Origin of the sequence: Ralstonia sp. 25C, from assembly GCF_051904805.1 — a bacterium.
Classification (GTDB): domain Bacteria; phylum Pseudomonadota; class Gammaproteobacteria; order Burkholderiales; family Burkholderiaceae; genus Ralstonia.
This window is the reverse complement of the sequence record NZ_CP196738.1, coordinates 914,458-937,432: the sequence shown is the minus strand read 5'-3', so window position 1 is coordinate 937,432 and position 22,975 is coordinate 914,458. Positions and strand designations below refer to the sequence as shown.

At 64.6% G+C, this 22,975-nt stretch carries 20 protein-coding genes; 8 read left to right on the top strand and 12 right to left on the bottom strand.

Annotation, left to right across the window (positions count from 1 at the left end; translation table 11 throughout):
* Positions 1-43: 43 nt before the first annotated feature.
* Positions 44-271, top strand: coding sequence for a hypothetical protein (locus ACS7SF_RS22620; protein ID WP_426399397.1), 228 nt, complete (start codon positions 44-46; stop codon positions 269-271).
* 130 nt (positions 272-401) lie between these two features.
* Complete coding sequence (locus tag ACS7SF_RS22615; protein ID WP_439894355.1) at positions 402-716, top strand: hypothetical protein; 315 nt, start codon at positions 402-404, stop codon at positions 714-716.
* Positions 717-734: 18 nt separating this feature from the next.
* On the opposite strand, the gene ACS7SF_RS22610 is transcribed toward ACS7SF_RS22615, so the two are convergent.
* The 4 genes from ACS7SF_RS22610 to ACS7SF_RS22595 form a co-directional block, all read right to left on the bottom strand.
* Positions 735-1,706 carry a YihY/virulence factor BrkB family protein gene (locus ACS7SF_RS22610; RefSeq protein WP_439894354.1) on the bottom strand — a complete coding sequence of 324 codons (972 nt, stop codon included), beginning with the start codon at positions 1,704-1,706 and terminating at the stop codon, positions 735-737.
* Positions 1,707-2,071: 365 nt separating this feature from the next.
* Positions 2,072-2,377 (bottom strand): hypothetical protein, encoded by a 306-nt coding sequence (locus ACS7SF_RS22605; RefSeq protein WP_439894353.1) that lies wholly within the window; start codon positions 2,375-2,377, stop codon positions 2,072-2,074.
* 73 nt (positions 2,378-2,450) lie between these two features.
* Positions 2,451-2,618 (bottom strand): DUF1328 domain-containing protein, encoded by a 168-nt coding sequence (locus ACS7SF_RS22600; RefSeq protein WP_426399401.1) that lies wholly within the window; start codon positions 2,616-2,618, stop codon positions 2,451-2,453.
* A gap of 107 nt (positions 2,619-2,725) precedes the next feature.
* Positions 2,726-4,120 (bottom strand): sigma-54-dependent transcriptional regulator, encoded by a 1,395-nt coding sequence (locus tag ACS7SF_RS22595; protein ID WP_439894352.1) that lies wholly within the window; start codon positions 4,118-4,120, stop codon positions 2,726-2,728.
* Between the two features lie 571 nt (positions 4,121-4,691).
* On the opposite strand from ACS7SF_RS22595, the gene ACS7SF_RS22590 reads away from it, so the two are divergent.
* Positions 4,692-5,834 (top strand): sigma-54 interaction domain-containing protein, encoded by a 1,143-nt coding sequence (locus tag ACS7SF_RS22590; RefSeq protein WP_439894351.1) that lies wholly within the window; start codon positions 4,692-4,694, stop codon positions 5,832-5,834.
* A 214-nt stretch (positions 5,835-6,048) separates the two neighbouring features.
* Here ACS7SF_RS22590 and ACS7SF_RS22585 read toward each other — a convergent pair whose 3' ends face one another.
* The gene (locus ACS7SF_RS22585; RefSeq protein WP_439894350.1) at positions 6,049-6,447 is read right to left on the bottom strand and encodes a hypothetical protein; all 399 of its coding nucleotides are present in this window, start codon (positions 6,445-6,447) and stop codon (positions 6,049-6,051) included.
* A 366-nt stretch (positions 6,448-6,813) separates the two neighbouring features.
* On the opposite strand from ACS7SF_RS22585, the gene ACS7SF_RS22580 reads away from it, so the two are divergent.
* The 3 genes from ACS7SF_RS22580 to ACS7SF_RS22570 all read left to right on the top strand — a co-directional run bounded on the left by ACS7SF_RS22580 (position 6,814) and on the right by ACS7SF_RS22570 (position 10,339).
* A complete protein-coding gene (locus tag ACS7SF_RS22580) occupies positions 6,814-8,313 on the top strand; it encodes an RNA polymerase factor sigma-54 (protein WP_439894349.1) in 1,500 nt (499 codons plus the stop codon).
* A 94-nt stretch (positions 8,314-8,407) separates the two neighbouring features.
* Positions 8,408-9,535 (top strand): glycosyltransferase, encoded by a 1,128-nt coding sequence (locus ACS7SF_RS22575; protein ID WP_439894456.1) that lies wholly within the window; start codon positions 8,408-8,410, stop codon positions 9,533-9,535.
* A 9-nt stretch (positions 9,536-9,544) separates the two neighbouring features.
* Positions 9,545-10,339, top strand: a complete 795-nt coding sequence (locus ACS7SF_RS22570) for a DUF2334 domain-containing protein (RefSeq protein WP_439894348.1) — start codon at positions 9,545-9,547, stop codon at positions 10,337-10,339.
* A gap of 16 nt (positions 10,340-10,355) precedes the next feature.
* On the opposite strand, the gene ACS7SF_RS22565 is transcribed toward ACS7SF_RS22570, so the two are convergent.
* From ACS7SF_RS22565 to ACS7SF_RS22540, 6 genes are all read right to left on the bottom strand, one after another.
* A complete protein-coding gene (locus ACS7SF_RS22565) occupies positions 10,356-10,892 on the bottom strand; it encodes a phosphatase PAP2 family protein (RefSeq protein ID WP_439894347.1) in 537 nt (178 codons plus the stop codon).
* Positions 10,870-12,042 (bottom strand): glycosyltransferase family 4 protein, encoded by a 1,173-nt coding sequence (locus ACS7SF_RS22560; protein ID WP_439894346.1) that lies wholly within the window; start codon positions 12,040-12,042, stop codon positions 10,870-10,872. The genes ACS7SF_RS22565 and ACS7SF_RS22560 overlap by 23 nt, the downstream gene beginning before the upstream one ends.
* 21 nt (positions 12,043-12,063) lie before the next feature.
* Complete coding sequence (locus ACS7SF_RS22555) at positions 12,064-12,477, bottom strand: hypothetical protein (RefSeq protein ID WP_439894345.1); 414 nt, start codon at positions 12,475-12,477, stop codon at positions 12,064-12,066.
* A gap of 203 nt (positions 12,478-12,680) precedes the next feature.
* Positions 12,681-13,955 carry an AI-2E family transporter gene (locus ACS7SF_RS22550; RefSeq protein WP_439894344.1) on the bottom strand — a complete coding sequence of 425 codons (1,275 nt, stop codon included), beginning with the start codon at positions 13,953-13,955 and terminating at the stop codon, positions 12,681-12,683.
* A 62-nt stretch (positions 13,956-14,017) separates the two neighbouring features.
* A complete protein-coding gene (locus tag ACS7SF_RS22545; protein ID WP_439894343.1) occupies positions 14,018-16,315 on the bottom strand; it encodes a PAS domain-containing protein in 2,298 nt (765 codons plus the stop codon).
* Positions 16,316-16,498: 183 nt separating this feature from the next.
* Positions 16,499-17,281 carry a DUF4397 domain-containing protein gene (locus ACS7SF_RS22540; RefSeq protein ID WP_439894342.1) on the bottom strand — a complete coding sequence of 261 codons (783 nt, stop codon included), beginning with the start codon at positions 17,279-17,281 and terminating at the stop codon, positions 16,499-16,501.
* A 293-nt stretch (positions 17,282-17,574) separates the two neighbouring features.
* Here ACS7SF_RS22540 and ACS7SF_RS22535 point away from each other — a divergent pair, with 293 nt between their 5' ends.
* A complete protein-coding gene (locus ACS7SF_RS22535; protein WP_439894341.1) occupies positions 17,575-18,852 on the top strand; it encodes an integrase in 1,278 nt (425 codons plus the stop codon).
* A 275-nt stretch (positions 18,853-19,127) separates the two neighbouring features.
* Here ACS7SF_RS22535 and ACS7SF_RS22530 read toward each other — a convergent pair whose 3' ends face one another.
* Positions 19,128-20,432: an NCS2 family permease gene (locus tag ACS7SF_RS22530; protein WP_426399415.1), complete on the bottom strand. Its 1,305-nt coding sequence runs from the start codon at positions 20,430-20,432 to the stop codon at positions 19,128-19,130.
* Between the two features lie 1,447 nt (positions 20,433-21,879).
* On the opposite strand from ACS7SF_RS22530, the gene ACS7SF_RS22525 reads away from it, so the two are divergent.
* Positions 21,880-22,953, top strand: coding sequence for a replication protein RepA (locus tag ACS7SF_RS22525; RefSeq protein ID WP_439894340.1), 1,074 nt, complete (start codon positions 21,880-21,882; stop codon positions 22,951-22,953).
* Positions 22,954-22,975 lie beyond the last annotated feature (22 nt).

Below are 22,975 nucleotides of genomic sequence, written 5' to 3'. Positions count from 1 at the left end.
GCAATCGATGTGGAAAGAAGTAAAGAAGCAAGGAGTGTAAATCGTGCGTAGTCGAACCCCTGTCGATCCCGCGGTGCAACGCATTCTGGAAACCACCCGCAAGGCGTGGCAACTGGATGCGGAAAGCGTGCGTGCGGCGCGTCAGCAGCGTGCCGCCGACCGCCGCAAACGGATCAAAGCCCTGCCGCAGGACAGCCTGCAGGCACTCGCTGCACTCGCCCTGCAAGCGGAAATCTGGGCAGCGCGCAAAACCGTGGTGACGGTTGGCTAGTCGGATCGTTCCTCACCGTGTCGAGGGCCACAGTCGTGGCCCTTTTCTTTTGGGCGGGATGGGCGGCGTGCGGTGGGGCATGGCGGTTGCTTGTCAGTGGGCGATGCTTACCTCATCCACGGAGGCCCGCATGACTGAACTGACCCCCAAGCCGCCCACCAATAACGGCACAAATGGCGCCAACGGCGCGACCGTCACCACGCTGCATCCGCAGATCGATCACACCGCCCAGCGCGTGAAGGATGCCACCGCCGAGGGCATTGACCGTCTGGCCAGCGTCATTTCCACCGCGCTCACCCAGTTTGACCGGCGCACAGAACAGCTCAAAACCTTGCACGCGAACGTGTCGGAGCAGGCCAGCGGCTCGGTGCGTCAGCACCCCGTGCTGACTATCGGGCTGGCCTTTGTGGCCGGGATGCTGCTGGAACAGTTGACGCGGGACTAAGCCAAATTGAAGCCATGGCTAGCGGCCCTGGCGAGTGCCCTGGGCTGCGTTGGCCGCCAAGGCCGGGTTCAGCAGGGCCGCCTGCGCGGCTGGCCCTGCGGCTTCGTTCTGGCGGCTGCCGAACAGCAGCGCGTACTGGCGCGTGACAAGCGCACCGAAGAAGAAGATCTGCGCGGAGTAGTAGATCCACAGCATCAGCGCCACCACTGAGCCGGCCGCGCCATACGACGACGCGACGGCGCTGCTGCCCAGATACAGGCCGATCAATCGCTTGCCCAAGGAAAACAGCAGCGCTGTCACGGCGGCTCCCAACGCAACATCGCGCCAGGCCACGCGCGTCTCGGGCAGCATCTTGAAAATGGTGCCAAACAGCAGCGCCACCACGGCAAAGGAAAACGCCGACGAGATAGCCTCGGCCACCGGCGCAAAGAACCCGGCCCCCGCCCACAGCGCGCCCCAGAAGCGTTCCACCACCGCCAGCGCCGCGTTGATGATGAGCGACACCAGCAGCAAAAACGCCAGCACCAGGATCAAGCTGAACGACAGCAGGCGTGAGCGCAGCAGCCCCCACAAACCCGGCTGCTGACGCGGTGGCACGTCCCAGAGTTCATCCAGGCTGTCTTTAAGTTCAGAGAACGCCGTGGTGGCGCCTACCACCAGCAGCACCACCGCCGTGGCCGCAGCAAACAAGCCATGGCCAGACCGCTTGGTGGCGGCCAGCACGGTTTCCACCGCAGCCGCGCCCTGCGCGCCGACCAATCCCTCGATCTGTCCGAAGATTTCGCCGCGCGCGGCTTGCTCGCCAAAGAAGAGCCCGGCGATGGAAATCACCAGCACCAGCACTGGCGCCATCGAAAACAGTGTGTAGAACGACAGCGCGGCCCCTTTGCTGGCCGCGCGGTGCACAGACCACTGCCGCACGGCGCCCATCAGCACCTGGGCGGCGCGCTTGAGCACGTCTCGGTTGATCAGGAAAGCGGCCAGGCGCATGGGGTTCCCTTGAAGAAGCGGGCGCGGGCAACAGCAATAGAGCGCCCGCGCCGCCTTCGAGCGTAGCCAGCCTGGCGGGCAGGCGCAACCCAGGGTCTGTTTACATCCGAAACGCGTGCACGCGAGGGGCAGATGGGTCGCAGGGCTAGGCGCGGACGGCGCCGCTTAGCCAGCTAAGCAAGCCGGCCGCAACGACGCCATGCGGCCCATCTGCCTCTCGCCCGAAGGGTTGGCCCGAGCGGGGGCCATCTGCTTTGTCGCCACACCTTGCAAAGGGAATGACCCTTTGCGTCGGCGTCCTTCGCGCATCTGGCCCCCGCTCGGGCCAACGTGCACGCGTTTCGGATGTAAACAGACCCTAGCGCTTAATCGCTGCGGCCACCCAGCAAGCGGCTCAGCAGAAAGCCGGCGCCGAACGCCAGACCAATGGTGGCCAGCGGGTGCGTGCGCGCGCAGTCCACGGCGTCCGCCATGAACTGCTGCTGCGATGCACGCCATTGGTCGCGCTTGGCGGCGGCCTCGTCGAGTGCGGTGGCAGCCGCGTCGGCGGTGCGGTCGATGGCCTGGGCGGCGGTCGCCTTCGCGCGTTGGGCCGCTTGCGCCACGTCATCGCGGATCAGGTTGCCGTTGCCATCGGATTTCGGGAACGGGTTGGTTTGCGACGGTTCCATCGGCTAGCGCTCCTGTGGAGTGAAAAGGGCGTGGGGGTGTGGGGGCATCGGGAAAAAACGAGAACGAGCGACGTCATCCTCGCCCCGCCACCAGGCCCCAGATGAGGCTGACGACAAACAACACCACGAAGATCATGAACAGAATCTTGGCAATGCTCGCGGCGCCTGCGGCAATCCCGCCGAAGCCGAGCACCGCCGCAATTACGGCAATGATGAAAAAGATGACTGCATAGCGCAGCATGGCAACCTCCTGTGCGGTAGGGTGAGCTTGCCGCCGTGAGGCGGTTCCCTCACGGTCAGCAAGCGGCGTACCGCATCAGGTCGTGTACCGCCGATGTGCCTACGTGCCTATGCCTCGGTGGTATGCGCGCGGCCCGAGCCGGCGTCGTCGTCACCGCCGCCATCGCTGTTGTATTCCTCAAGGCGGTTGTACAGCGTCTTCAGGCTGATGCCGAGCAGTTCTGCGGCGCGTTTCTTCACGCCACCACATTGTTCCAGCGTGGCCAGGATGATCTTCTTGTCGGCGCTGGCGAGGGAGGTGCCGACCGGAATCGTCAGCGACGAGCTCGAGGTGGTCTGCGTGCTCGATACCTGCAGCGGCACATTGGCCGTGTCGATACCGGCGTCGTCAGACAGGATGTACGCGCGCTGCACATAGTTGCGCAGTTCGCGCACGTTGCCGGGCCAGTTGTAGGCGCGCAGTGTTTCCATGGCGGGCGGCAGGAAGGCCTTCTTGGTGTTGTTCTGCGCGTTGAGCTGGTCGAGAAAATGCTGCGCCAGCAACTCGATATCCTTGCCGCGCTCGCGCAGGGGCGGCAATTGCAGCGGAAACACATTCAAGCGGTGATACAGGTCCGCCCGCAGCTTGCCGTCGGCGACGGCCTCTTCGGGGTCACGGTTGGTGGCGGCAATCACGCGCACATCGGAGTCGATCTCGCGGTTGGTACCCACGCGCATGAACACGCCGGTCTCCAGCACGCGCAGCAGCTTCACCTGCAGCTCGATCGGCATCTCGGTAATTTCATCGAGGAACAGCGTGCCGCCATTCGCGCGTTCGAAGTAGCCCTTGTGCTGGCGGTCGGCGCCGGTAAAGCTGCCGCGCTCGTGGCCGAACATTTCCGATTCGATCAGGTTGGGCGAAATGGCGCCGCAGTTGACCGGCAGGAACGGTTGCTTGCGGCGCAGGCTCAGATCGTGGATGGTCTGCGCGGCCAGTTCCTTGCCGGTGCCGGATTCCCCGATCAGCAGCACAGTCGCCTCGGTGGGCGCCACGCGGCTGACCTGGTCGTACAGCGTCTGCATGGGCTGCGAGTTGCCGAGCATCTGCCCGAACAGGCCAAGGCGGCGCAACTCGCCACGCAGGCTGCCGATTTCGGCCTTCAGATCGCCCGGGCGCGGAATGCGCGCCAGCACCGACTTCAGCCGCTGGAAGTTGACCGGCTTGACGAGGTAATCCGCCGCGCCCATGCGCAGGGCCTCCACGGCGGTCTCCACGCTGGCGTGGCCGGTCATGACGATGATTTCAGTGCCGGAATGCGGCGCGATGTCCTCCATCAAGTCCATGCCGTTGCCGTCGGGCAGCAGCAGGTCGATCAACACGGCATCGGGGCTGTGACGCGACATCTGAATGCGCGCATCGCGCAGCGACCCGGCCAGCGCGGTGGTGAAGCCTTCGGCACCGACCAGCTCGCCCAGGGCGGCGCGTGCGTTGGCATCGTCTTCGACAATCAGGATATGTGGCATCTCGATGTGGTTGGATGAGCCGGCCGTGGCCGGCGATCAATCTCGGGCCCATGGCGCCATATGTCGCCATGGGGTCCAAGCGGGCGGCAGGTGCAAAAAGTATTCCAACGAATACAAGCCGGCAATCGCATAGCGCAAGCCCGCCCTGTTGCCCTCTTGCCGACACGGAGATCGGTAATTTTTACATCGACCCGTGCAAGAAAAGCATCGGATGCATCACTCAGGCGGCAGGGCCATGGCGAGCGGGGTGTCCTCAGCATAGTTGAGACGACCAACGCTTCGCCACCCGCGAGGGCAAATGGACACGGTACGCCGCCTGGCCGGCGCATATCGATGTGAAATCTGCGCCCCGCAAGCGTCTCAGGCCCGATTCTTGTCAGCGTTTGGCCGACAGGATGGCCGAAACGTCAGCGCCTGCCCGACATACAACGCGCGCGCACGGCCCCGATAATGGCTCAACTTTTCAACACAATGTGACGGGATGACGACGCGCCAAGCCTTCAGGAGCCCGTACCGCTGAGCGGAGGGCTCCGCGCCCAGACATCCCGTCGTGACTGAACACGAGGGAGCCATGTCCTTGAGCGAAGCCTTCGCAGACGAGCGCGCATTGACCACCGGGCGGCTGCCCTGCCCCCCGAGCCTGGCCGACGACGCCGAATTCGCTGACACCGAATTCGCCGACGCCTCCGCCAACCAGCCTGCCGCCAGCGCGGCACCCCAAACCCCAATCACCGTCGCACAGCCGGACTTCGGCCACCTCTATGGCCGTTCGCCGGTGATGCGTGCGCTATACCACCAGATCGGCAAGGTCTCGGGCACGCTGGCCACCGTGTTGATCATGGGGGAGTCGGGCACCGGCAAGGAGCTGATCGCGCGAACCGTGCACGACATGAGCCCACGCGCGGACCAGGCCTTCATTGCCGTGAACTGCGGCGCCATCTCGCCCAACCTGATCGAGTCGGAACTCTTCGGCCACGAAAAGGGCAGCTTTACCGGAGCGGGCCAGCGGCATACGGGCTACTTCGAGCACGCCAGCGGCGGCACGATCTTCCTTGATGAAATTACCGAGATGCCGGCCGAGATGCAGGTCAAGCTGCTGCGCGTGCTGGAGACTGGCGTGTTCATGCGTGTGGGCGGCACCGAGCCGATCCAGACCCGCGCGCGCATCATCGCGGCCACCAACCGCAACCTGATGGAAGCGGTGGCCGACGGCGCCTTCCGCGAAGACCTGATGTACCGCCTGGCCGTGGTGCCCCTGCATGTGCCGCCCCTGCGCGAGCGTGACGACGACATCGAAGAACTGGCCCAGCACTTTCTCGCGCAATTCAACGCGGCGCACCAGACCGACAAGGTGTTCTCGCGCACCGCGCTCGCTACGCTACGCAACCACGCATGGCCCGGCAATGTGCGCGAACTGCGCAATGCCGTGCAGCGTGGCTACATCCTCGGCGAGAAGACGGTGGAACTGGACAACCCGATGTCGCCCACACGTGGCCCCGGACGACCGGGCGGCCCGACCGTGAAGGAAGGCGTGCTGAACCTGTCGGTGGGCGTGACGCTGGCCGATGCACAGCGCGCGATGATTCTCGCCACGCTGGAGCACTTCCACGGTGACAAGCGCCAGACTGCCAAGACCCTCGGCGTGAGCCTGAAGACGCTCTACAACCGCCTCGACCTCTACCAGAGCAACGCGGCCGCCAGCATGGCGGCCTGAAGACTCTCAGTACGCTCAGGCCTTCCCAACACAATGCGTCCGCGCTGACGTTCTAGCGCGGATGCGCTTGTGTGCGCTCGCCCGGATGCTCGTGGTGGCGGCGCTCGTGTGGTGCGGGGGCACGTTGACGCGGCGCGGGCTCGGTTTCCGCCCGCGTGCGCGGCCCCGTTGATAGGACTCGGGTGTGCGACATCGTCATGGCAACCCTCCCGCGTTATTGACCCGACTTGGACGAACCCGGCTGTGAATTGCCGGTGGTGGTTGCTGCATCGTTGCCGCCATGTTGCACGCCGGAATGCGACATATCGCCCGCACTGTTGCTCCCGCCCGGCGGCTTCGCCTGCTTGTGGTGGCGTGGCTTCTTGTTCTTGTGTATCGGCTTGTCGGTATCGCTCCCGCCTGCGGCCGGTGTAGCCTCGCTGCCTGCCATGGGCGTATTGGCCGTGCGGTCTGCCGTGGAAGACGGCGGGTCCGTGCGCTTGCCTGGAGCCTTGGTCGGGTTGCTGGACTCCTGGTTATCGAGCGGGGCGGTGGTTGTCTGCGCCATGGCCGTGCTCATGCCGAGGCTGAGAAGCGCGCTGGCAAGCGCAACGGTCAGGAAACGTGTTCGCATGGTGGTTTCTCCGTGGATGAATGGTGCGATGGTGAACAACTGCGCGCCATGAAAGCGCGCCGCAACGCGTCTTCCATGCACGCATCCGCAGCAACGCATGTACCTGCGATGCCACCTTCCTCCTTCTTCCTGCTTCTTCCGATCTCGCGCATCGATACCGCACTGCAGCGCGCACCCGTGCGCTGCACTGTCATGTGCCGGCAACACGACGCGTATAAAAAACGACATGACCGTGTAGAAACGCCGTGCCAGCCGCCCGTAAAGCCTTGCCGTAGCTGGCTTTGCTGACATGGCACACGCTTTGCATTGCTCGGTGGACATGTCGACGCAAGCGTCGACGCCCACTCACCCAAGGAGGCAAGGCGAATGGTCAAGGCCGCTCTCGAATTGCGTGCGAAGCAGCATCTCGCGCTCACGCCGCGGCTGCAGCAGTCGGTGAAGCTGCTGCAGTTGTCCGCAACCGAATTTGCGCAGGAAATGCAAGAAGCGCTCGCCAGCAACCCGTTCCTGGAAGAGGTCGAACAAGAAGGCACGCAAGCCGAGACGGCGCGCGTGGGCGAGGTGCCCGCTTCGACCGACCTGGATGGCGCGAGCGCAGATCACACGCCCATCGACGAGGCTCCGCTGGAAACCACCACCAGCGCCATTGAAACCGACGCAACGCTCGCCGCATCGGAAGAATTTCCGGCTGACTTCGGCACCTACTACAGCCACGGTGGCACCCACCACGGCGATGGTGAAGACAGCGACATCGGCGAATGGGTGCACGCCATGCCGAGCCTGCGCGAGCACCTGCATCAGGAGTTGCGCAGCTACCGGTTATCGGACCGCGATTGCCTGCTGGCACAGACCGTGATTGAAGCGCTGGACGATGACGGCTACCTGCGCCAATTGCTGACCGAGTTGATGCCGTTGGCCCCGGTGGAACCCGCGCCGACCGAAAAGGAAATGCAGATCGCGCTGGCGCTGGTGCAAAGCCTGGACCCGCCGGGCGTGGCCGCGCGCGACCTGTCGGAATGCCTGCGCTTGCAGATCGAAGCGCGCCCGGCTGACACCGAAGCCGAAGAGCGCATCCAGGAAATCGCCCACGACATCGTGCGCAGCCATTTGCCGCGGCTGGCCAAGCGCGAGTTCACGCAGATGCGCCGCGCACTCGGCTGTACCGAAGACGAACTGCGCGATGCGTGCGCGCTGATCCGCATGCTGGACCCGCGCCCCGGGCTGCGTTTCTCGCAAGCGCATGCGGGCTACATCGTGCCCGATGTGATCGTCGCCAAGATCAAGGGCAAGTGGGTGGCGGTGACGAACCCGGCCGTGGCGCCGTGCGCGCGCATCAACAAGGTCTACGCAGAGTTGTTTGCGCAGACGCGCGGACACCACCGCACGCCGCTGGCGCATCAGCTGCAAGAAGCACGCTGGCTGATCCGCAACGCGCAGCAGCGCTTTGCCACCATCCAGCGTGTGGCCGAGGCCATCGTCGCGCATCAGAAGCACTTTCTGGAATACGGCGAGGTGGCGATGAAGCCGCTGGTGCTGCGCGACGTGGCCGAAGAGCTGGGCTTGCATGAGTCCACCATCTCGCGCGCGACCGGCAACAAGTACATGGCCACGCCGCGCGGCATCTTCGAGTTCAAGTATTTCTTCTCGCGCCAGTTGGCGACGGACACGGGCGGTGCGTGCTCGGCCGCATCGGTACGTGCGCTGCTCAAGGAGATGATCGAAGCCGAAGATGCCGATGCGCCGCTGTCGGATGTGTCGCTCGCCAAGATGCTGGCCGAGCAAGGCGTGATCGTTGCGCGCCGCACGGTCGCCAAGTACCGCGGGCTGATGCGCATTGCGCCGGCAGAAATGCGGCGCCAGGTGTAAGCACACGCCACAAGGACCCGCCTTGCGCAAGCTCCCCATCCACGACCACGCCAACGACGCCACCAGCGCGTCGTTGCATCTGGCTGACGTGACGATGTTCTGGGCGGCGGAAAGCGGCGGCGTCAAACGCTATCTGCGGGCCAAGCACGATTTTCTGCGTTCGACGCATTGGCGGCACACGCTGGTGGTGCCAGGCACGGCCGACGATGCCACCAATGAGATCGCGGTGGTGCCGGGCGTGCCGCTACCGTTGTCGCAGGGCTATCGCATACCGTTGCGCAGCGGACCGGCTGAACAGGCGCTGTGTGCGTTGCAGCCGGACCTGATTGAAGCGGGCGATCCGTATCGCCTGTCGTGGGCAGCATTGCACGCGGGGGCGCGCTTGCAGGTGCCCGTGGCGGCGTTCTGCCACTCCGATCTGCCAGCATTTTTTCGCCGCCTGGGCGGGCCGCCCGCTGAGCTGGCCGCAGCGGCCTATGCGCGCAAGCTGTACCCGCACTTCGATACCGTGTTCGTACCCAGCCGCTACATCGCGCAGAAGGTGGCCGACCTCGGTGTGCAGCGTGTCGAGCTGCAACCCTTGGGCGTGGACACGCGCCTGTTCCACCCGGCGCGGCGCTCGCTGCGCTGGCGCGAACAGCTCGGTCTGCCGCGTGATGCACGCGTGCTGCTGTACGTCGGCCGCTATGCACCGGAAAAGAACCTGCACGTACTGTGCGATGCCGTCGACAAACTGAACGATGGCACCACACTCGTCACCATCGGCTCTGGCCCGACACCGCCGCGCGGCAAGCACGTGCGCGCGCTCCCGTATGAAGGTGATGCACAACAGCTGGCCGCCGCCATGGCCAGCGCCGATGTGTTCGTTCATGCGGGTGACCAGGAAACCTTCGGCTTGGTTGCGCTGGAAGCCATGGCCAGTGGCGTACCCGTGGTGACGTGCGCCGCCGGGGGACTTGGCGAGCTGGTGAAGGACCACGTCGGCCATGCGGTGCCGCATTGCCGCGCAGACGAATTTGCGCTGGCGCTGCACGCCCTGCGGCAACGCGATCCGGTGGCGCTGGCCCATGCCGCGCGCCGCCATGCCATGCAGTACGACTGGCGTGTGGTGTTGCCGCAGTTGTTGCGCCGCTACCTGGCGCTTCTTGGCCGGCAGGCTGCCACGACCGTCGAAAGCACCCACGACACCCGCATGCGCCCGCGCGCTGCACGCAACCGATAAGTTCGCACCATGTCGCGCTACCTCGTCGTCGCCATGCACGATGTCACGCCCGCCACGTGGCCCGCGTGCAAGGTGTTGCTCAACGCATTGGACGAGGTGTGCCCGGTACCCAAATCGCTGCTGGTCATTCCCAACTTCTACCGCGGCCCGACGGCGCGCAACAGCGAGCGCTTCTGCCGTGTCATGACCGAGTGCTTGGCCGACAGCGATGAGCTCGTGCTCCACGGCTATGCGCATCTGGATGACCAGCCGCCGGGTGGCTTTGTCGATCAGCTCATCCGCACGCGCTACACCGCTGGCGAGGGCGAGTTCTCGGCCATTCCGCTGGCGGCCGCACGCCAGCGCATCACCGCCGGTGCGGCGTGGTTTGCCGCCAACGGCTGGCCGCTGCACGGCTTTGTCGCCCCGGCCTGGCTGATGAATGCCGCCACGTGGCAAGCGCTGGATGGCTTGCCGCTGCGTTATACGACCACGCTGCAACGCTTCTACCTGCTGCACCCGAGGCGCGCGCTCAAGGCGCCATGCCTGACTTACAGCGTGCGCTCGCCCGCGCGTCGGTTGGTGTCGCGTTATTACCTGCGTTGGTTGGCGCACCAGCACGCGCAGGCTCCCTTGCTGCGTCTGGGGTTGCATCCCGCAGATGCCGCTTATCCCGAGGTGATTCGCCACTGGCAGGAACTGCTTGCCACGTGCCTGGAAACGCGTACACCCGTTACCAAGAACGGTTTCGCACAGGTGCTGGCGCAAGCGTGGATGGGTGGGCCGGAAACGACAATCCCCAGCCAACCGCAAACCTCGTACTGAGCGTCGCACCAGGGCGCTAGAACAGCCACACCGACAACCCGCCAATGAGCATGCCGAGCCCCGCACCGGCCAGCACGTCGCTCGGGTAATGCAGGCCGAGAATCACGCGCGACAGCGCCACCATCAGCGTGAACGGCGCCAGTGCCAACGCCATGCGCGGGTAGTACGCCGCCATGACGATGCTGAACGACACGGCGTGCAAAGTGTGCCCCGACGGAAAGCTGAACTGGTCGAGCACGCGCCCGCACAGATGGATTTCTTCACACGACAGATACGGCCGCGGCCGGCACACACCGCGCTTGAGCAGGATGTAGATGACAAGCGAAAGCAGCCCCGTCAGACCCATTTGCTTGGCGCACTCCCAACCGGTGTCCCCACCGACCACAGGCAGCGCAGCCATCAGCGCGTACCACAGCATGCCGTCGCCCAAACGGCTGACGCCACGATAGAAACGCATGACCGAGGCATCGCCGGCAATGTGGTTGAGCGCGACGGCAAGCTGCCGATCGCGCTCGCGCCAGCGCTTCCAGTCAGGCCAGGCGTGCGTCGCCATGGTAGGCCTCGCCGGTGGTGGCTGCGTGGTGCACAGCCAGGAGTGCCGCTTCAAAGCCTTCCAGTACGCGTGGCCAGTCGAGCGCTTGCGCGGTCGCGCGCGCGGCGCGGCCCAGGCGCGCGCGCAATCCCGCATCCGCCGCGAGCTGTGTGGCAGCTTGCATGAAGGCGGCGGTGTCTCCGGCGGGCAACAGGCAGCCGTTCTCGCCATTGCGTACGTGCATGCCAGCCGCCGCGGTGTCGAACGCAACTACGGGCAGGCCACTGGCCATCGCCTCCACGACGACATTGCCGAAGGTTTCAGTCAGGCTGGGAAACAGAAAGGCATCTGCCGACGCGTAGTGCGCGGCCAGTGCATCCCCATGCTGCACGCCGGCAAATACGGCGTCGGGACAACGCCGCCGCAGCGCCTGTCGCTGCGGACCATCGCCCACCATCACCAACCGCGCATTCGGTACACGTGCTCGGATGGCATCGAACGCGGCGAGTGCAACGTCCAGGTTCTTCTCCACGGCAAGGCGCCCCACTGTGAGTACGACTGGCGCGTCATCATGAACGCCCCATTGCGCGCGCAGCGCTTCGCTGCGATAGCGGGGTGCGAATCGATCGGCATCGACCCCACGCGTGCTCACGCTTAGGCGCTCAAAACCGAATGCGTGCAGTTGCTGCCGTAACTCGCGTGTGGGCACAAAGGTACGGTCGGTACCGTTGTGAAATGCACGCAGATAGGCACGCACCAGGGTCGCTGCACCATCCCATGCGTAGTGCCGGCCGTACTCATCAAAGCGGGTGCGGAAGTCTGAAGTCACCGGCACACCGAGCCGCCGCGCCGCCTGAATGGCAGACCAGCCGAGCGGCCCTTCCGTGGCGACGTGCACGAGGTCTGGCGCGTGCGTTTGCCACGCGCGTTGCAACCGGCGGCGCGCGGGCAGCCCCATGCGCAGGTCCGGATACAGTGGGATCGGCACGCCGGGCACACGCAAGGTGTCGCCCGTCAGGGCAGGTTGGCCCCCATCAATGGCCTGCTGACGCGGACGTACAAGCATCACGTCATGGCCGCGCGCGCACAGGAACGCCACCGTGCGCGCGGCGGTGAGGGACACACCGTTGAGCTCCGGCGGCCAGGTCTCGGTCACATAGGCAATGCGCATGGGATGGGCTCAAAAAGGGGCTCAACGTTTCGGTTCGTTGCGCGGATGGGCGGGGCGCGCATCCTGACCACGCTTGTCAGCAAGATCGTCCGCGCTGCGGTTGGCAATCTGCCGGTCGCGGTCTTCCTGGTTGGCAGGATGCCGTTCGCGCGCCACGCGCTCTACACCGGGCGTGTTGTGCAGATCGGTATCGAGCTGGCCGCTTTCGACATCGCGAGCGGCTTGCTCGATGTCGGCGCGCGGCCCCGAACGCTGGTCTTCGAGCTGTTCATCACGCGCATGTGGCAACCGATCCGATGCCTTTGGTGCGCCGGTCTCCGGCTTGCCGAGTACGGTATCGACACGCTCGTTGACGCGCTTGGCACCGCCCGATGTCGCGTCGCGATCGTCGCCCTGGTCTGCACCGCAGACGACGGCACCTCGATGCGGATTCATGGCGCCCTCCTGCGGACGAACTGAGGATGACCTGCCCGCCGCAACTGACGTGCCCAGCGCGTGTAATGCGATGCACGACTGCATCACACGCACGCCGTATCTGCGTTGTCAGTCGCTTGCATAACTTCCTTGCCGATGCAGCCACCGCACGCTTCGCGTAACGGTTACATGGGCGCTTGTAACGCTTGCTGCTCAGCGAAAGCTCAATGCCGGTGCACCCGTTCTGGGCGCCGCGTCGGCCGACCACGCAGCCGATCGAACAACCGTTGCGATACGCCGGCGGGCGCGTCCGTCGTACCCAGCAGCGCGCCCAGCGGGCGCAGGTGTTCCACGTGGTCGCACACGACCTTGATCATCGCCGTCACAGACGTCCCCAGCAGCAGCCCCCACACGCCCCACAACCAACCCCACAGTAAGAGCCCGATGTAGACCACGCAGGGGTCCAGCTTGGATGCACGACTCTGCAACCAAGTCACGAGCAAGGTGCCGATCAGCGTGGCCAACAGCAGCGTCGTGCCCGCCACGACAAGCGCATCCGACCACGTCCCCATCTGCAGGTACGCGCCGATGCCGCTGGCCACCGCAATCACGACTGAACCGAGATACGGCACGAAATGCAGCACGGCGGTGGCCATGCCCCACACCGCCGCGTCTTCCATGCCGAGCAACACAAACGCCACGGCCGTCACAAGGCCGAGCACGATGTTGGTCGCGAACAGCACCAGCAGCGAGTATTGGATCTGCGTGCCGATCACGGCCATCATGCGCACCGCGCGCTTCTTCTCGCTCAACGTACGACCGACCGCGCGCACCCATTTGCGCTTGAGCGCCTGCCCCGAAGCGAGCAGGAAATACACGAGAAACGACACCACCACCAACTGGCCCGCCAACGCGAATAGATTGGCCGAGCCGGTCCACACAAACTCGCGCAGCGGCAGCAAGGGGGAATCGGATGGCGCTCCGGGGGCCGTTGGCGAAGCACGTCGGGCAGGCGGAGGGGGAGGCTTGCCCTGTACGCCATCGGTGGCATGTTCCACGGCCGTGGTGACCTTGCGCATCTTCTCGAACGCGCCGCCCAATCGGTCACGCAAGCGATCAACCGATTGGGCCATGCGCTCGGCCGCCACTGGAATGCGCTCGGCCATGGCCGACACGCCATCCTGCATGCCGAAGGCCAGCGCACCACCGGCTACCCACAGGCCCAGCACCACTACTGCGGCCGCCAAGGGTCGCGGCACGTACCAACGCTGCAGGCGCACCACCAGCGGGTTCAACGCAAACGCCAGCACCACGCCAAAGGTGAACGGCACCAGGAACACGCGCGCCCACTGCAGAAACACCAGCGTGCCGCCGATCGCCACCAGCACAACCGCCAGCCGCCATGCAGGCTGATGCATCCCACCAAGCAGCGGGGCGTGCGATGCAGCCTCGTCGACGGACGTTGGGGGAATCGGGCGGAGTGAAGGCAGGTCGGACATGGCAGAGAAAGTGGTGCACCGTCCTCTGCGCAAGCGTCATGCCTTAGCGCTCGTTTGCGCGCCTACCGTACGATCAGATTGCGTAAGGTGCGCACCAAGTCATAGGGGGAGACCGGCTTCACAAGGTGCTCTTGAAAGCCACTGGCCAGTGCGCGTGCACGATCATCGGGCTGGGCAAACGCGGTCAGCGCGACCGCCGCAATGGGTGGGGCGCCCGCCGGCAATTGGCGGCGCTCCCACCCGCGGATCCTCTGCAGGATCGCGTAGCCATCTTCATCCGGCAGCGCGATGTCGCACACCAATGCCTGCGGCCTGGCCTCCACGCCCCACGCATCGAGCTGCGTCATGGCCTCGCGGCCGGAACCGGCGCTGCCCACCTGCGCACCGACCTGGGTCAGCAGCGTTGCCAGCGCGTCGCGCGCGTCCTGCTGATCATCCACCAGCAACACGCGCAAGCCGGCCAGCGACGGCATTGGCCCACTACGCGCAGGGTCATCGGCCAAGGGCGGGGTCAATTCCACACCGGCACGCAGCGGCAGATAGACGGTGAAGGTGGCGCCTTGCTGGTCGCCATCACTGTGGGCATGGACGCGGCCGCCGTGCAGTTCGGTCAGCCGCTTGACCAGCGCCAGCCCGAGCCCGAGGCCACCGGTGCGCCGTGTGTGCGCGCCATCCGCCTGACGAAACGGATCGAACAGATACGGCTGGAATGCCGGCCCGATGCCCCGGCCGTTATCGCGCACCACCACCCGCGCGACCTCACCCACCAGATCTGCAGACAGCCACACATCGCCGCCCGGCGGCGTGAACTTGATGGCGTTGGTCAGCAGGTTCCAGACGATCTGCTCAATACGATCGGCGTCGCCGTCGATCTCATGCATGTCGAGCGCACTGGACGTATGCAGCGTGATGGCGTGCTCGGCGGCCAGCGCGCGCACGCTGTTGAGCGCGCGCTCCAGTGCCATGCGCAGCACGAACGGCGCGCGCGTCAGGCGCAACTTGCCGCTCATGACGCGCGTCGCGTCGAGCAGATCTTCAATCAGCCGCACCTGCTGGTCCACACCGGTCTTGATGCCGGCCAGCGCGCGTTGCACCAAGGGCGGGCCTTCCGCCAGCTGGCTCTCCAGCACGTACGTCCAGTTTTGGATGCCATTGAGCGGCGAGCGCAGTTCATGCGACACCACCGCGAGAAACTGATCACGCGCGAGTGTGGCGGCCTCCGCCTGTGCACGCGCGGCTTGCTCGCGCCGCAGCAGCGCATCGCGCTCACGCCCCGCCTCCGTTCGTTCGGTCACGTCATAGACGATGAGCAGCGCTGACTCGATCGCGCCGGTGTGGTCCGCTTCCGGAATCACGCGCACGTTGTAGTGCGCCACGCGCGTGCGGCCCTCGCCCACTTCGAGATGCAGGTGGAGCGTTTGCTCGGCGCCCGTGTTGAAGGCCAACCGGGCAGCGGCATCCAACGGCCCGGTGACTGCCGCCGGCAACGGTGACGCGGCCAGTGCATGCCCCATCACGGCGGCGGGTGTTACGCCAAAGGCGTCGATCACGGCGCGGTTCACATAGACGCAGCGCAAGTCGCGATCGAGGCGCGCGATGACGTCGGGCGCGTTCTCGATCAGCGTGACGAACTCGCGCTGGTGCCGGAAGCGTTCGCGCTCGGCGTCCTTGCGCTCGGTGATGTCCTCCACCACGCACACGATGGCCTGCACGCTCCCGTCGGGCGCATGTTGCGGTGAGTAAGCAGCGTGGACAAAGCGCAGGCCGATACCGCGTGGATACGGCAACTCCATCTCAAAATCGACGCGCCGGCCAGCAAAGGCCTCGTCCAGATGGGTGAGTACGCGCGCGTAGGCAGCCTCGCCCATCAATTCGCGTAACGGTCGGCCCAGCACGGCATCCAGCGGCAAGCCAAAGCGCTGCGCGTAAGCATGGTTTGCAAAGCGTACGCAGTGGGCAGGGTCGATCTGCACCAGGGGAAACGGCACGCTTTCGGTCAACCATTGCAGCTGGAATTCCGACTCGGTGAGCGCGGCCAGCGTCTGCTGGCGTTGTGTCACGTCTTCGATCATGCCGACGGCGTGGGCGGGCGCACCCTGAATCCCGGGAATCAGGCAGCCGCGCTCTCGCACGCGCTGCTCGGCTTGGCCCGCACCAATCCAGCGGTACTCGAGCACAAAGTCCCGCCCACGCGCCAGGCCGTCCCACGCGGCACGGAGCGCGGCGTGGTCGTCAGGATGCACGTGGGCCAGCCACCGCTCACGGTCACCGCACAACGACGCCGCCTGCACACCCCAGTTCTGTGCCGCTGCGCTGACGTGCAAGCGTGTTCCCGTCAGGGGATCGTCAATCCAGAACACGTCGAGGCTTCCTTACGCAAGAGAGGACACGCGAGGATTACACGCGCTTAGGCGCGTCGTGCGCCAGCGTTGGCCGGCGTACAGATGTAGGCGCCGCGCCATGTTGTAGCAGGTTTCGTTCCCGGCATCGATAGACAAAAAAATGCGGCGCACCGGCACCGCATTGGCCAAGCCTTAGGGTTGCTATTGCGAGGCGAGTTCCGTGGCGGTCTGCGCCGCACCATTGGCCTGGGCCACCAGCACGCGAATCGCATTTGGCGTGACCGCGCCCGTGCCGCCGGCGGGCAACGTCGTGATCAGCCAATCGGCGTTATTGCCCAGGCTGAACGGCTGCGAGGTAAAGATAACGGTCTTGGTGCCGGCTGTTGTCACACGGACCTGGTAGGTGCCGCCGTCCACATAGATCGAATCCTGCGTGCTGGCTGGCGAAGCGCTGCCGTAAGCGGCCCCGCCCATGGTGGGTGATACGGCGGAGAGGTCCGCATTGGGCGCCGTCACGTACACATCAACATTGGGCGCGTTGTACGACGCGTTGAAGGTACGCACGCGTGCCTTGTCCGAGAGGATCGACTTGTTGTACGGGTCATCGATGATCGCCAGGCTGGTTGCCGAACCCGTGGCGCCCACGATGGCCAACCCGGTATAGCGGTGGCCATTGGCCGGACTGAAGTTAGTCGACGCCAGCGGCGACGTGCTACCCGCGTTGGACACGGTGGCGACACTCGCCGCGGAATCGATGCCGAAATAGTTGCTGACGTTCTTGAAGCCGACATTGGCAATCTTGACGGTGCCATTGACACCGAAGTCCACGTTGCCGATGAACGGGTTGACATGCATCGTGCGGTACTGCGGCGCGCTGGTGCCAATGATCTGGCCAATGTCGTCGCTCCCGCCGCCGCACGCCGCCAGCACACCCAATGAACCCAATGCCAACACGGCAGCGATCTTCCTGATCTGACTCTTCATCTTTCACCTCGGAGGAAAGCATCTTGAAAGGGGCCGCACATGCGCGTACCCCTGCACGTTGTCGCCAACATCCGCGTGCCCACGACCGCCGCGCGCATGGTGGCGCGCCGATCAATCCGGCCCCGATCGTCATGTCGGAGTCCCTCCGACACGCGTGTGCGACGCAACCCGTCGAGCAGGCTGCGTGCCCGCAGCTGTTGAATCGCTGTGCAAACACCATGGATGCGGGGACGCGCCAATGCGTCTCGCTATACTTGCGCGATCCGTTTTTTCCCGAGCTTCACGCTTTCCGCATGTCCCAATCGCGCCCGGCAGATACCGCGCCTCCACCCGACAACGCCGCCTCCCAGGCCGATCGGGAGGCCTGCGCCCTCGAACGCGAACGCGTGCAGGCGTGGCTCGACGCGCGTGCGTCCGGCACCCGGGCGGTCAGCGCTTCGACACTGTCGCAATACCGGGTCGAAGCGGAGCGGGTGTGCTGGTATGCGCGCACGTTCGCCAAGCCACTTGCGTCCTGGCAGCGTGAAGATGCGCTCGCCTACCTGCGCTTTTTGCAAGACCCGCCCGGCTGGGCGATCAGTGTGCGCGGCATCGAACGTGACGGTGCCAACTGGACGCCGCTGCGCGGGCCGCTGTCGGCACGTTCCGCGCGGCAGAGCAGCGTCATCGCCGCCAACCTGTGCGGCTGGCTGCTGCGCCAGGGTTATCTGCGTACGAACCCGTTTCTTGACGACGATGCGATCGTCATCGCCGTCCCCACCGTCAGCGTGGCCACGCGCGCCGCACAACCGTTGTCGACACATACAGAAGCAGCACTGAGCGCAGCCGACATGGCATTGATGGTCGAGGCCGTGCAGGCGCGCGTCGCGTTGGGCCGCGAAGCCCGCTTGCGGCAGACGCGCGACCACTTCCTTGCCGTGCTGCTCACGCAGGCCGGTTTGCGCGTGTCGGAACTCGTCGGTGCGCGCATGGGCGACGTGGCATTGCATGCCGTACCGAAGGCCGACAATGCAACGGACACCGCGCTGCCGACCTCGGTGTGGTTGCTCTGTGTGGGGGAGGGGCGCACGCAGCGTTGGCTCCCGTGTGATGCGCTGATGGGTACTTTGCGCGAGTACCGCACCGCGTTCGGCTTGTCGCCGCTCCCGCTGCCGGGCGAAACCACGCCGCTTTTGCTCTCGGTGCGCAAGCGTTCGCCGCAACGCGCAGATGGCAGCATCATTGATTCTCCCGCCCTGCGCCGCGATTTCGGCGAACGCAAGGGCTTGGTTTCCCGCTCGCAACTGCTGCTGATCGTCAAAGCCATGCTCGCCGAGGCCGCCGAATACGCGCGCATCATGGGCCTGCCCGATGCCGCCGAGCGTCTGGCCAGTGCCTCATTGCGCGGCGTGCGCACAGCGCATCTGCATGAGCGCCTTGCCGCCGGAGAGCCTGCCGCGGACATTGCGCATGCCCTGGGTCTTGCCGCGTTGCCCACCGTTGCCGTGCGCGCACGCGAGGCCGATCTGGCCGCCAGCATCGCCGACGCGGCCCGTAGGTTGGCCACCTCGTTGGCCACCCCGTCCGCCTGACATTCCTCCACACATCACGCAGAAACGGGTACGCACCACGTGTACGGTAGGCATTCGCGCGTGCCGTCGAGCCCAATGGTTGCCCTGTTCTGTAGAACAGTTACCGCTGACTTTGTCCGCAGAATTGGGTACGCCCCATCTCCAGATCGTCGACGAAAGCACGCAGAAACGGGTACGCTTGCCGCAAAAATCGCACGCAGAAATAGGTACGCTTTTTCCGTGCGGCCAAAGAAAACGCGGACCCGAAGGTCCGCGTCATGTTCAGGGCCGGGCGTTCAATGCCCGCCAGAGAGGTAGAAGAAGCGGAACAGGAACACCGCCGAGATAATCCACACGATGATCGGCACCTCGCGCATGCGGCCCGTGAACAGCTTCAGACCCGAATACGTGATGAAGCCGAAGGCGACGCCGTTGGCGATCGAATACGTGAACGGCATCATCAGCGCCGTCAGCACGGCCGGCACGGCTTCGGTGGTGTCTTCCCAGTTCAGGTCGACCAGTTCGCGCAGCATCAGGCAAGACACATACAGCAACGCAGGTGCCGTCGCGTAAGCCGGCACCACGCCCGCCAGCGGTGAGAAGAACAGGCACAGCAGGAAGAGCGCGGCCACCGTCAGCGCAGTCAGGCCCGTGCGGCCGCCGGCCTGCACGCCCGACGCGCTTTCGATATACGCCGTGGTCGACGACGTGCCCAGCAGCGAGCCCGCCATGATGGCCGTGCTGTCGGCCAGCAGCGCCTTGTTCAGCCGGTCCATCTTGCCTTGCTTGAGCAGGCCCGCGCGGTTGGCCACGCCCATCAGCGTGCCGGTCGCATCAAACAGCTCCACCAGGAAGAACACCAGCACCACGTTCAGGATGCCCACCGACAGCGCGCCCATGATGTCGAGCTGCAGCAGGGTAGGCGCCAGCGACGGCGGCATCGATACCACGCCGTGGAAGGTGTTGCCCGCAACGAAGAAGCTCGCCGCCGTCACCGCCAGGATCCCGATCAGGATGGCGCCCTTCACGCGCAGGTGGTCCAGCGCCACGATCAGGAAGAAGCCGATCACCGCCAGGACGACCGAGGGCTGGTGTACATCGCCCAGCGTCACCAGCGTCGCCGGGTTGCCGACAATCAGCCCCGCGCCGCGCAGCGACACGATGCCCAGGAACAGCCCGATACCCGCCGTAATCGCCACGCGGATCGAATGCGGGATCCCGTTGACGATCATCTCGCGGATGCGGAACACGCTCACCAGCAGGAACAGGCACCCAGAGATAAAGACCGCGCCCAGCGCCGCCTGCCACGAAAAGCCCATGCCCTTGACCACCGCATACGCGAAGTACGCGTTGAGGCCCATGCCCGGCGCCATCGCGATCGGGTAGTTGGCGTACATCCCCATGATGATCGTGCCGATGGCCGCCGCAATGCAGGTGGCAACGAACACCGCGTCATGGGGCATGCCCGCATCGGCCAGGATGTTCGGGTTGACGAAGATGATGTACGCCATCGTCAGGAACGTCGTCAGCCCGGCGAGCACCTCGGTACGCACATCGGTCTGGTGTTCCTCCAGCTTGAAAAAACGCGTGAGCCAGGTCATGCAGCTTGTCTCCTCTTGTTATGAAGTGCCATCGCTGGCTGGCCCGTTGCCGGACCGAGTCCCCCCGATGCACGCCCACCATGGGGCGACGTTACTGTTAGCAAGATTCCGGTGTCCACGGGCGTGCGGGTCGAAATACTGTTCATGCGAATGGAATGATGGAAAACGCGCGAGCCAAGCGCCAAGCCAGCGCGCGGGATGCGCATGATGCCCGAAACGCCTAGCACCTGCACGAGCCATGCCCCGAGCGCTCCAGCATCTGTGCACACGGGCAATCAGCACGAAACCGTACCCGTTTCTGCGTAAGCGCACTCCCAAGCTGGCTTCTAGGTCAATCTGCGTACCTGTTTCTGCGTCAGACTGCGCAGAAATGGGTACGCATCGCCTTGACAGTTGAAGGGCTTGAGCTTCCGACGTAAGGGGGATCTCCTGTACCCATTTCTGCGGGCGGAGGCACACAAGCCCGTACCCGTTTCTGCGAAGCTGGCAAAAGGCGCCATGACACGGAAGCGAACCAGTTTCTGCGAGACACGCTATGCGAGCGCATACCCATTTCTGCGTTCGCGCTCGCAGAAACGGGTACGCTCAGTCCGCTATGCCGCCTCGCAAGCCGTTGGCCAATAAGGGTTTTTGCCCGCAGAAACAGGTACGGGGGAGCACGTGGGTCAACGCAGACTCCGTGGCAAGTCCGTTGCCATAGCGAGTTTCAGCGATGAAAGTTTGAATTCCTGCGTTCACGACAGAGCCGCCCATTGGACCGACGTCGTTGTCGCCCAGCATCACCCTCGCAGAAACAGGTACGCCTTGTTCCGGGCTTGGCCACCTCAAAGCGTGTACTTGCTTTCGTGGGGATCCAATATCAACAAGGAGCCTAAAAAGAGAGATGCCAGAAAGCGAGCGCAGATTTGGGTACGCACTGAAACGTAGCTTTCGGGAACGGCCACGCAGAAACAGGTACGCAAGTGCCTACGAAATACCGTTGCACACGCAAAAGCTGTGTGTTTCCACGCAGAATCGGGTACGCAAAGGCGCCGGACGCGCGAAGGGCGATGTTTTTTGCCTGTTTTCTGTGGATAACACTGTGGACAACTGAAGGTTGTCCCCGCAGATTCCGGTACGGGCTTTGCGCAGAAGCGGGTACGGATGCGCGCAGAAGCGGGTACGCCACCACGCAGAATCAGGTTCGCCAGTGCGCAGAATCGGGTACGTTTTTGCCCCCTAAACCCTTTGCTGACAAGGCTTGGCGGGGCGCGTATACGGTTTACCTGTAGTAAACGTAGTAAGTATGTATACCTTGTAGCTAGGAAAGGTCTTCCGTGGACAACCCTGCGGGTTGCCCACCGATGCCCTTCCCCGAGCGACCAGTAAAAATCAGAAAACGTACCCGATTCTGCGTGACAAGGAGAAGGCGTTTTAGTACAAAGGCTCTGAACAATTCTCGCGCACCATGGTCACCAAACGCCCCACACCCAACGGGAAGCCGGAAGACGACGTACCCGGCCGCATCATCGTCCCTTCGGGGGGCCAAGTCATTGCCGCGCCGGAGAAATTCCAACGGCTCTTCGATGAAGCGCAGGCGATGGAGCGGGAAGATGCCTGGCAGAGCGGCGAAGTTGGCTTCCTTAGCCGCGCCAGCGTGCAGGTCACCCTCCCCTACCGGGCGCCCAAAGGGTCCCCACCCGTCTGGACTCGGTCCAGCGGCAACATCTCGCTGATGATCCAGCCGGGATACTTCACCCAGCAGCGCTCGGAGCGCGCGACCAACGGTCGTCAACGCATCGTCTCGGAGACCGTCTCGTTTGGCTATCCCTATGGCTCATATCCGCGCTTGATGTTGGCCTGGATCGGCAAGGAGATCATGGCCAAGAAGAAGCGCGGCGAGTTCCAGGGCACGGTGGAAGACCGCCGCATTTCACTGGGCAACTCGCTGTCGGAGTTCATGTACAACCTCGGCATTCCGATGGCTACCGGAGGCAAGCGAGGCACAATGACGCTGGTGCGCCAACAGATGATTCGGCTGTTCTCGGCCACGATTGCCATCGTGCAGAACAAGTCGGCGCCCAACCAGAACCAGAATCAGGAACCGCTATCGATTGACCGGATCGGTTATCTGCTGGCGGACCAACTGTCCACGTGGTGGGACCCGATGCAGCCAGGCCAGGGCTCCATGTTCGAGAGCTTTGTGGTGCTGTCAGAACCGTTTTTCAACGAGCTCGTCAATCGGCCGGTACCCGTCGATATGCGGGCACTGAAGGCGCTCAAACAGTCGCCGTTTGCGCTCGACGTGTATTCCTGGCTGACCTACCGCTTTTTCACGATCCAAAAGCGTACAGAGATTCCCTGGGAGGCACTGCAGATGCAGTTCGGGACAGAGACGGAGAGTGAACGGAAATTCCGAGCGTTGTTCCGCAAGGCACTGAAGGATGTGCTCGTCGTCTACCCGGATGCCAAGGTGGACGCGGACTCCTCGAAGGCGTTGATCCTGCAGCCATCGCGGACGAGTGTGCGAAAACTAGCCTGACGAAAAATCTGAAGGCAAAAAG

Bases quoted from the DNA above. Each gene is read 5' to 3' on its own strand.
- ACS7SF_RS22615 (WP_439894355.1), top strand. From the start codon at position 402: ATGACTGAACTGACCCCCAAGCCGCCCACCAATAACGGCACAAATGGC.
- ACS7SF_RS22610 (WP_439894354.1), bottom strand. From the start codon at position 1,706: ATGCGCCTGGCCGCTTTCCTGATCAACCGAGACGTGCTCAAGCGCGCC.
- ACS7SF_RS22605 (WP_439894353.1), bottom strand. From the start codon at position 2,377: ATGGAACCGTCGCAAACCAACCCGTTCCCGAAATCCGATGGCAACGGC.
- ACS7SF_RS22600 (WP_426399401.1), bottom strand. From the start codon at position 2,618: ATGCTGCGCTATGCAGTCATCTTTTTCATCATTGCCGTAATTGCGGCG.
- ACS7SF_RS22595 (WP_439894352.1), bottom strand. From the start codon at position 4,120: ATGCCACATATCCTGATTGTCGAAGACGATGCCAACGCACGCGCCGCC.
- ACS7SF_RS22590 (WP_439894351.1), top strand. From the start codon at position 4,692: ATGTCCTTGAGCGAAGCCTTCGCAGACGAGCGCGCATTGACCACCGGG.
- ACS7SF_RS22585 (WP_439894350.1), bottom strand. From the start codon at position 6,447: ATGCGAACACGTTTCCTGACCGTTGCGCTTGCCAGCGCGCTTCTCAGC.
- ACS7SF_RS22580 (WP_439894349.1), top strand. From the start codon at position 6,814: ATGGTCAAGGCCGCTCTCGAATTGCGTGCGAAGCAGCATCTCGCGCTC.
- ACS7SF_RS22575 (WP_439894456.1), top strand. From the start codon at position 8,408: ATGTTCTGGGCGGCGGAAAGCGGCGGCGTCAAACGCTATCTGCGGGCC.
- ACS7SF_RS22570 (WP_439894348.1), top strand. From the start codon at position 9,545: ATGTCGCGCTACCTCGTCGTCGCCATGCACGATGTCACGCCCGCCACG.
- ACS7SF_RS22565 (WP_439894347.1), bottom strand. From the start codon at position 10,892: ATGGCGACGCACGCCTGGCCTGACTGGAAGCGCTGGCGCGAGCGCGAT.
- ACS7SF_RS22560 (WP_439894346.1), bottom strand. From the start codon at position 12,042: ATGCGCATTGCCTATGTGACCGAGACCTGGCCGCCGGAGCTCAACGGT.
- ACS7SF_RS22555 (WP_439894345.1), bottom strand. From the start codon at position 12,477: ATGAATCCGCATCGAGGTGCCGTCGTCTGCGGTGCAGACCAGGGCGAC.
- ACS7SF_RS22550 (WP_439894344.1), bottom strand. From the start codon at position 13,955: ATGTCCGACCTGCCTTCACTCCGCCCGATTCCCCCAACGTCCGTCGAC.
- ACS7SF_RS22540 (WP_439894342.1), bottom strand. From the start codon at position 17,281: ATGAAGAGTCAGATCAGGAAGATCGCTGCCGTGTTGGCATTGGGTTCA.
- ACS7SF_RS22535 (WP_439894341.1), top strand. From the start codon at position 17,575: ATGTCCCAATCGCGCCCGGCAGATACCGCGCCTCCACCCGACAACGCC.
- ACS7SF_RS22530 (WP_426399415.1), bottom strand. From the start codon at position 20,432: ATGACCTGGCTCACGCGTTTTTTCAAGCTGGAGGAACACCAGACCGAT.
- ACS7SF_RS22525 (WP_439894340.1), top strand. From the start codon at position 21,880: ATGGTCACCAAACGCCCCACACCCAACGGGAAGCCGGAAGACGACGTA.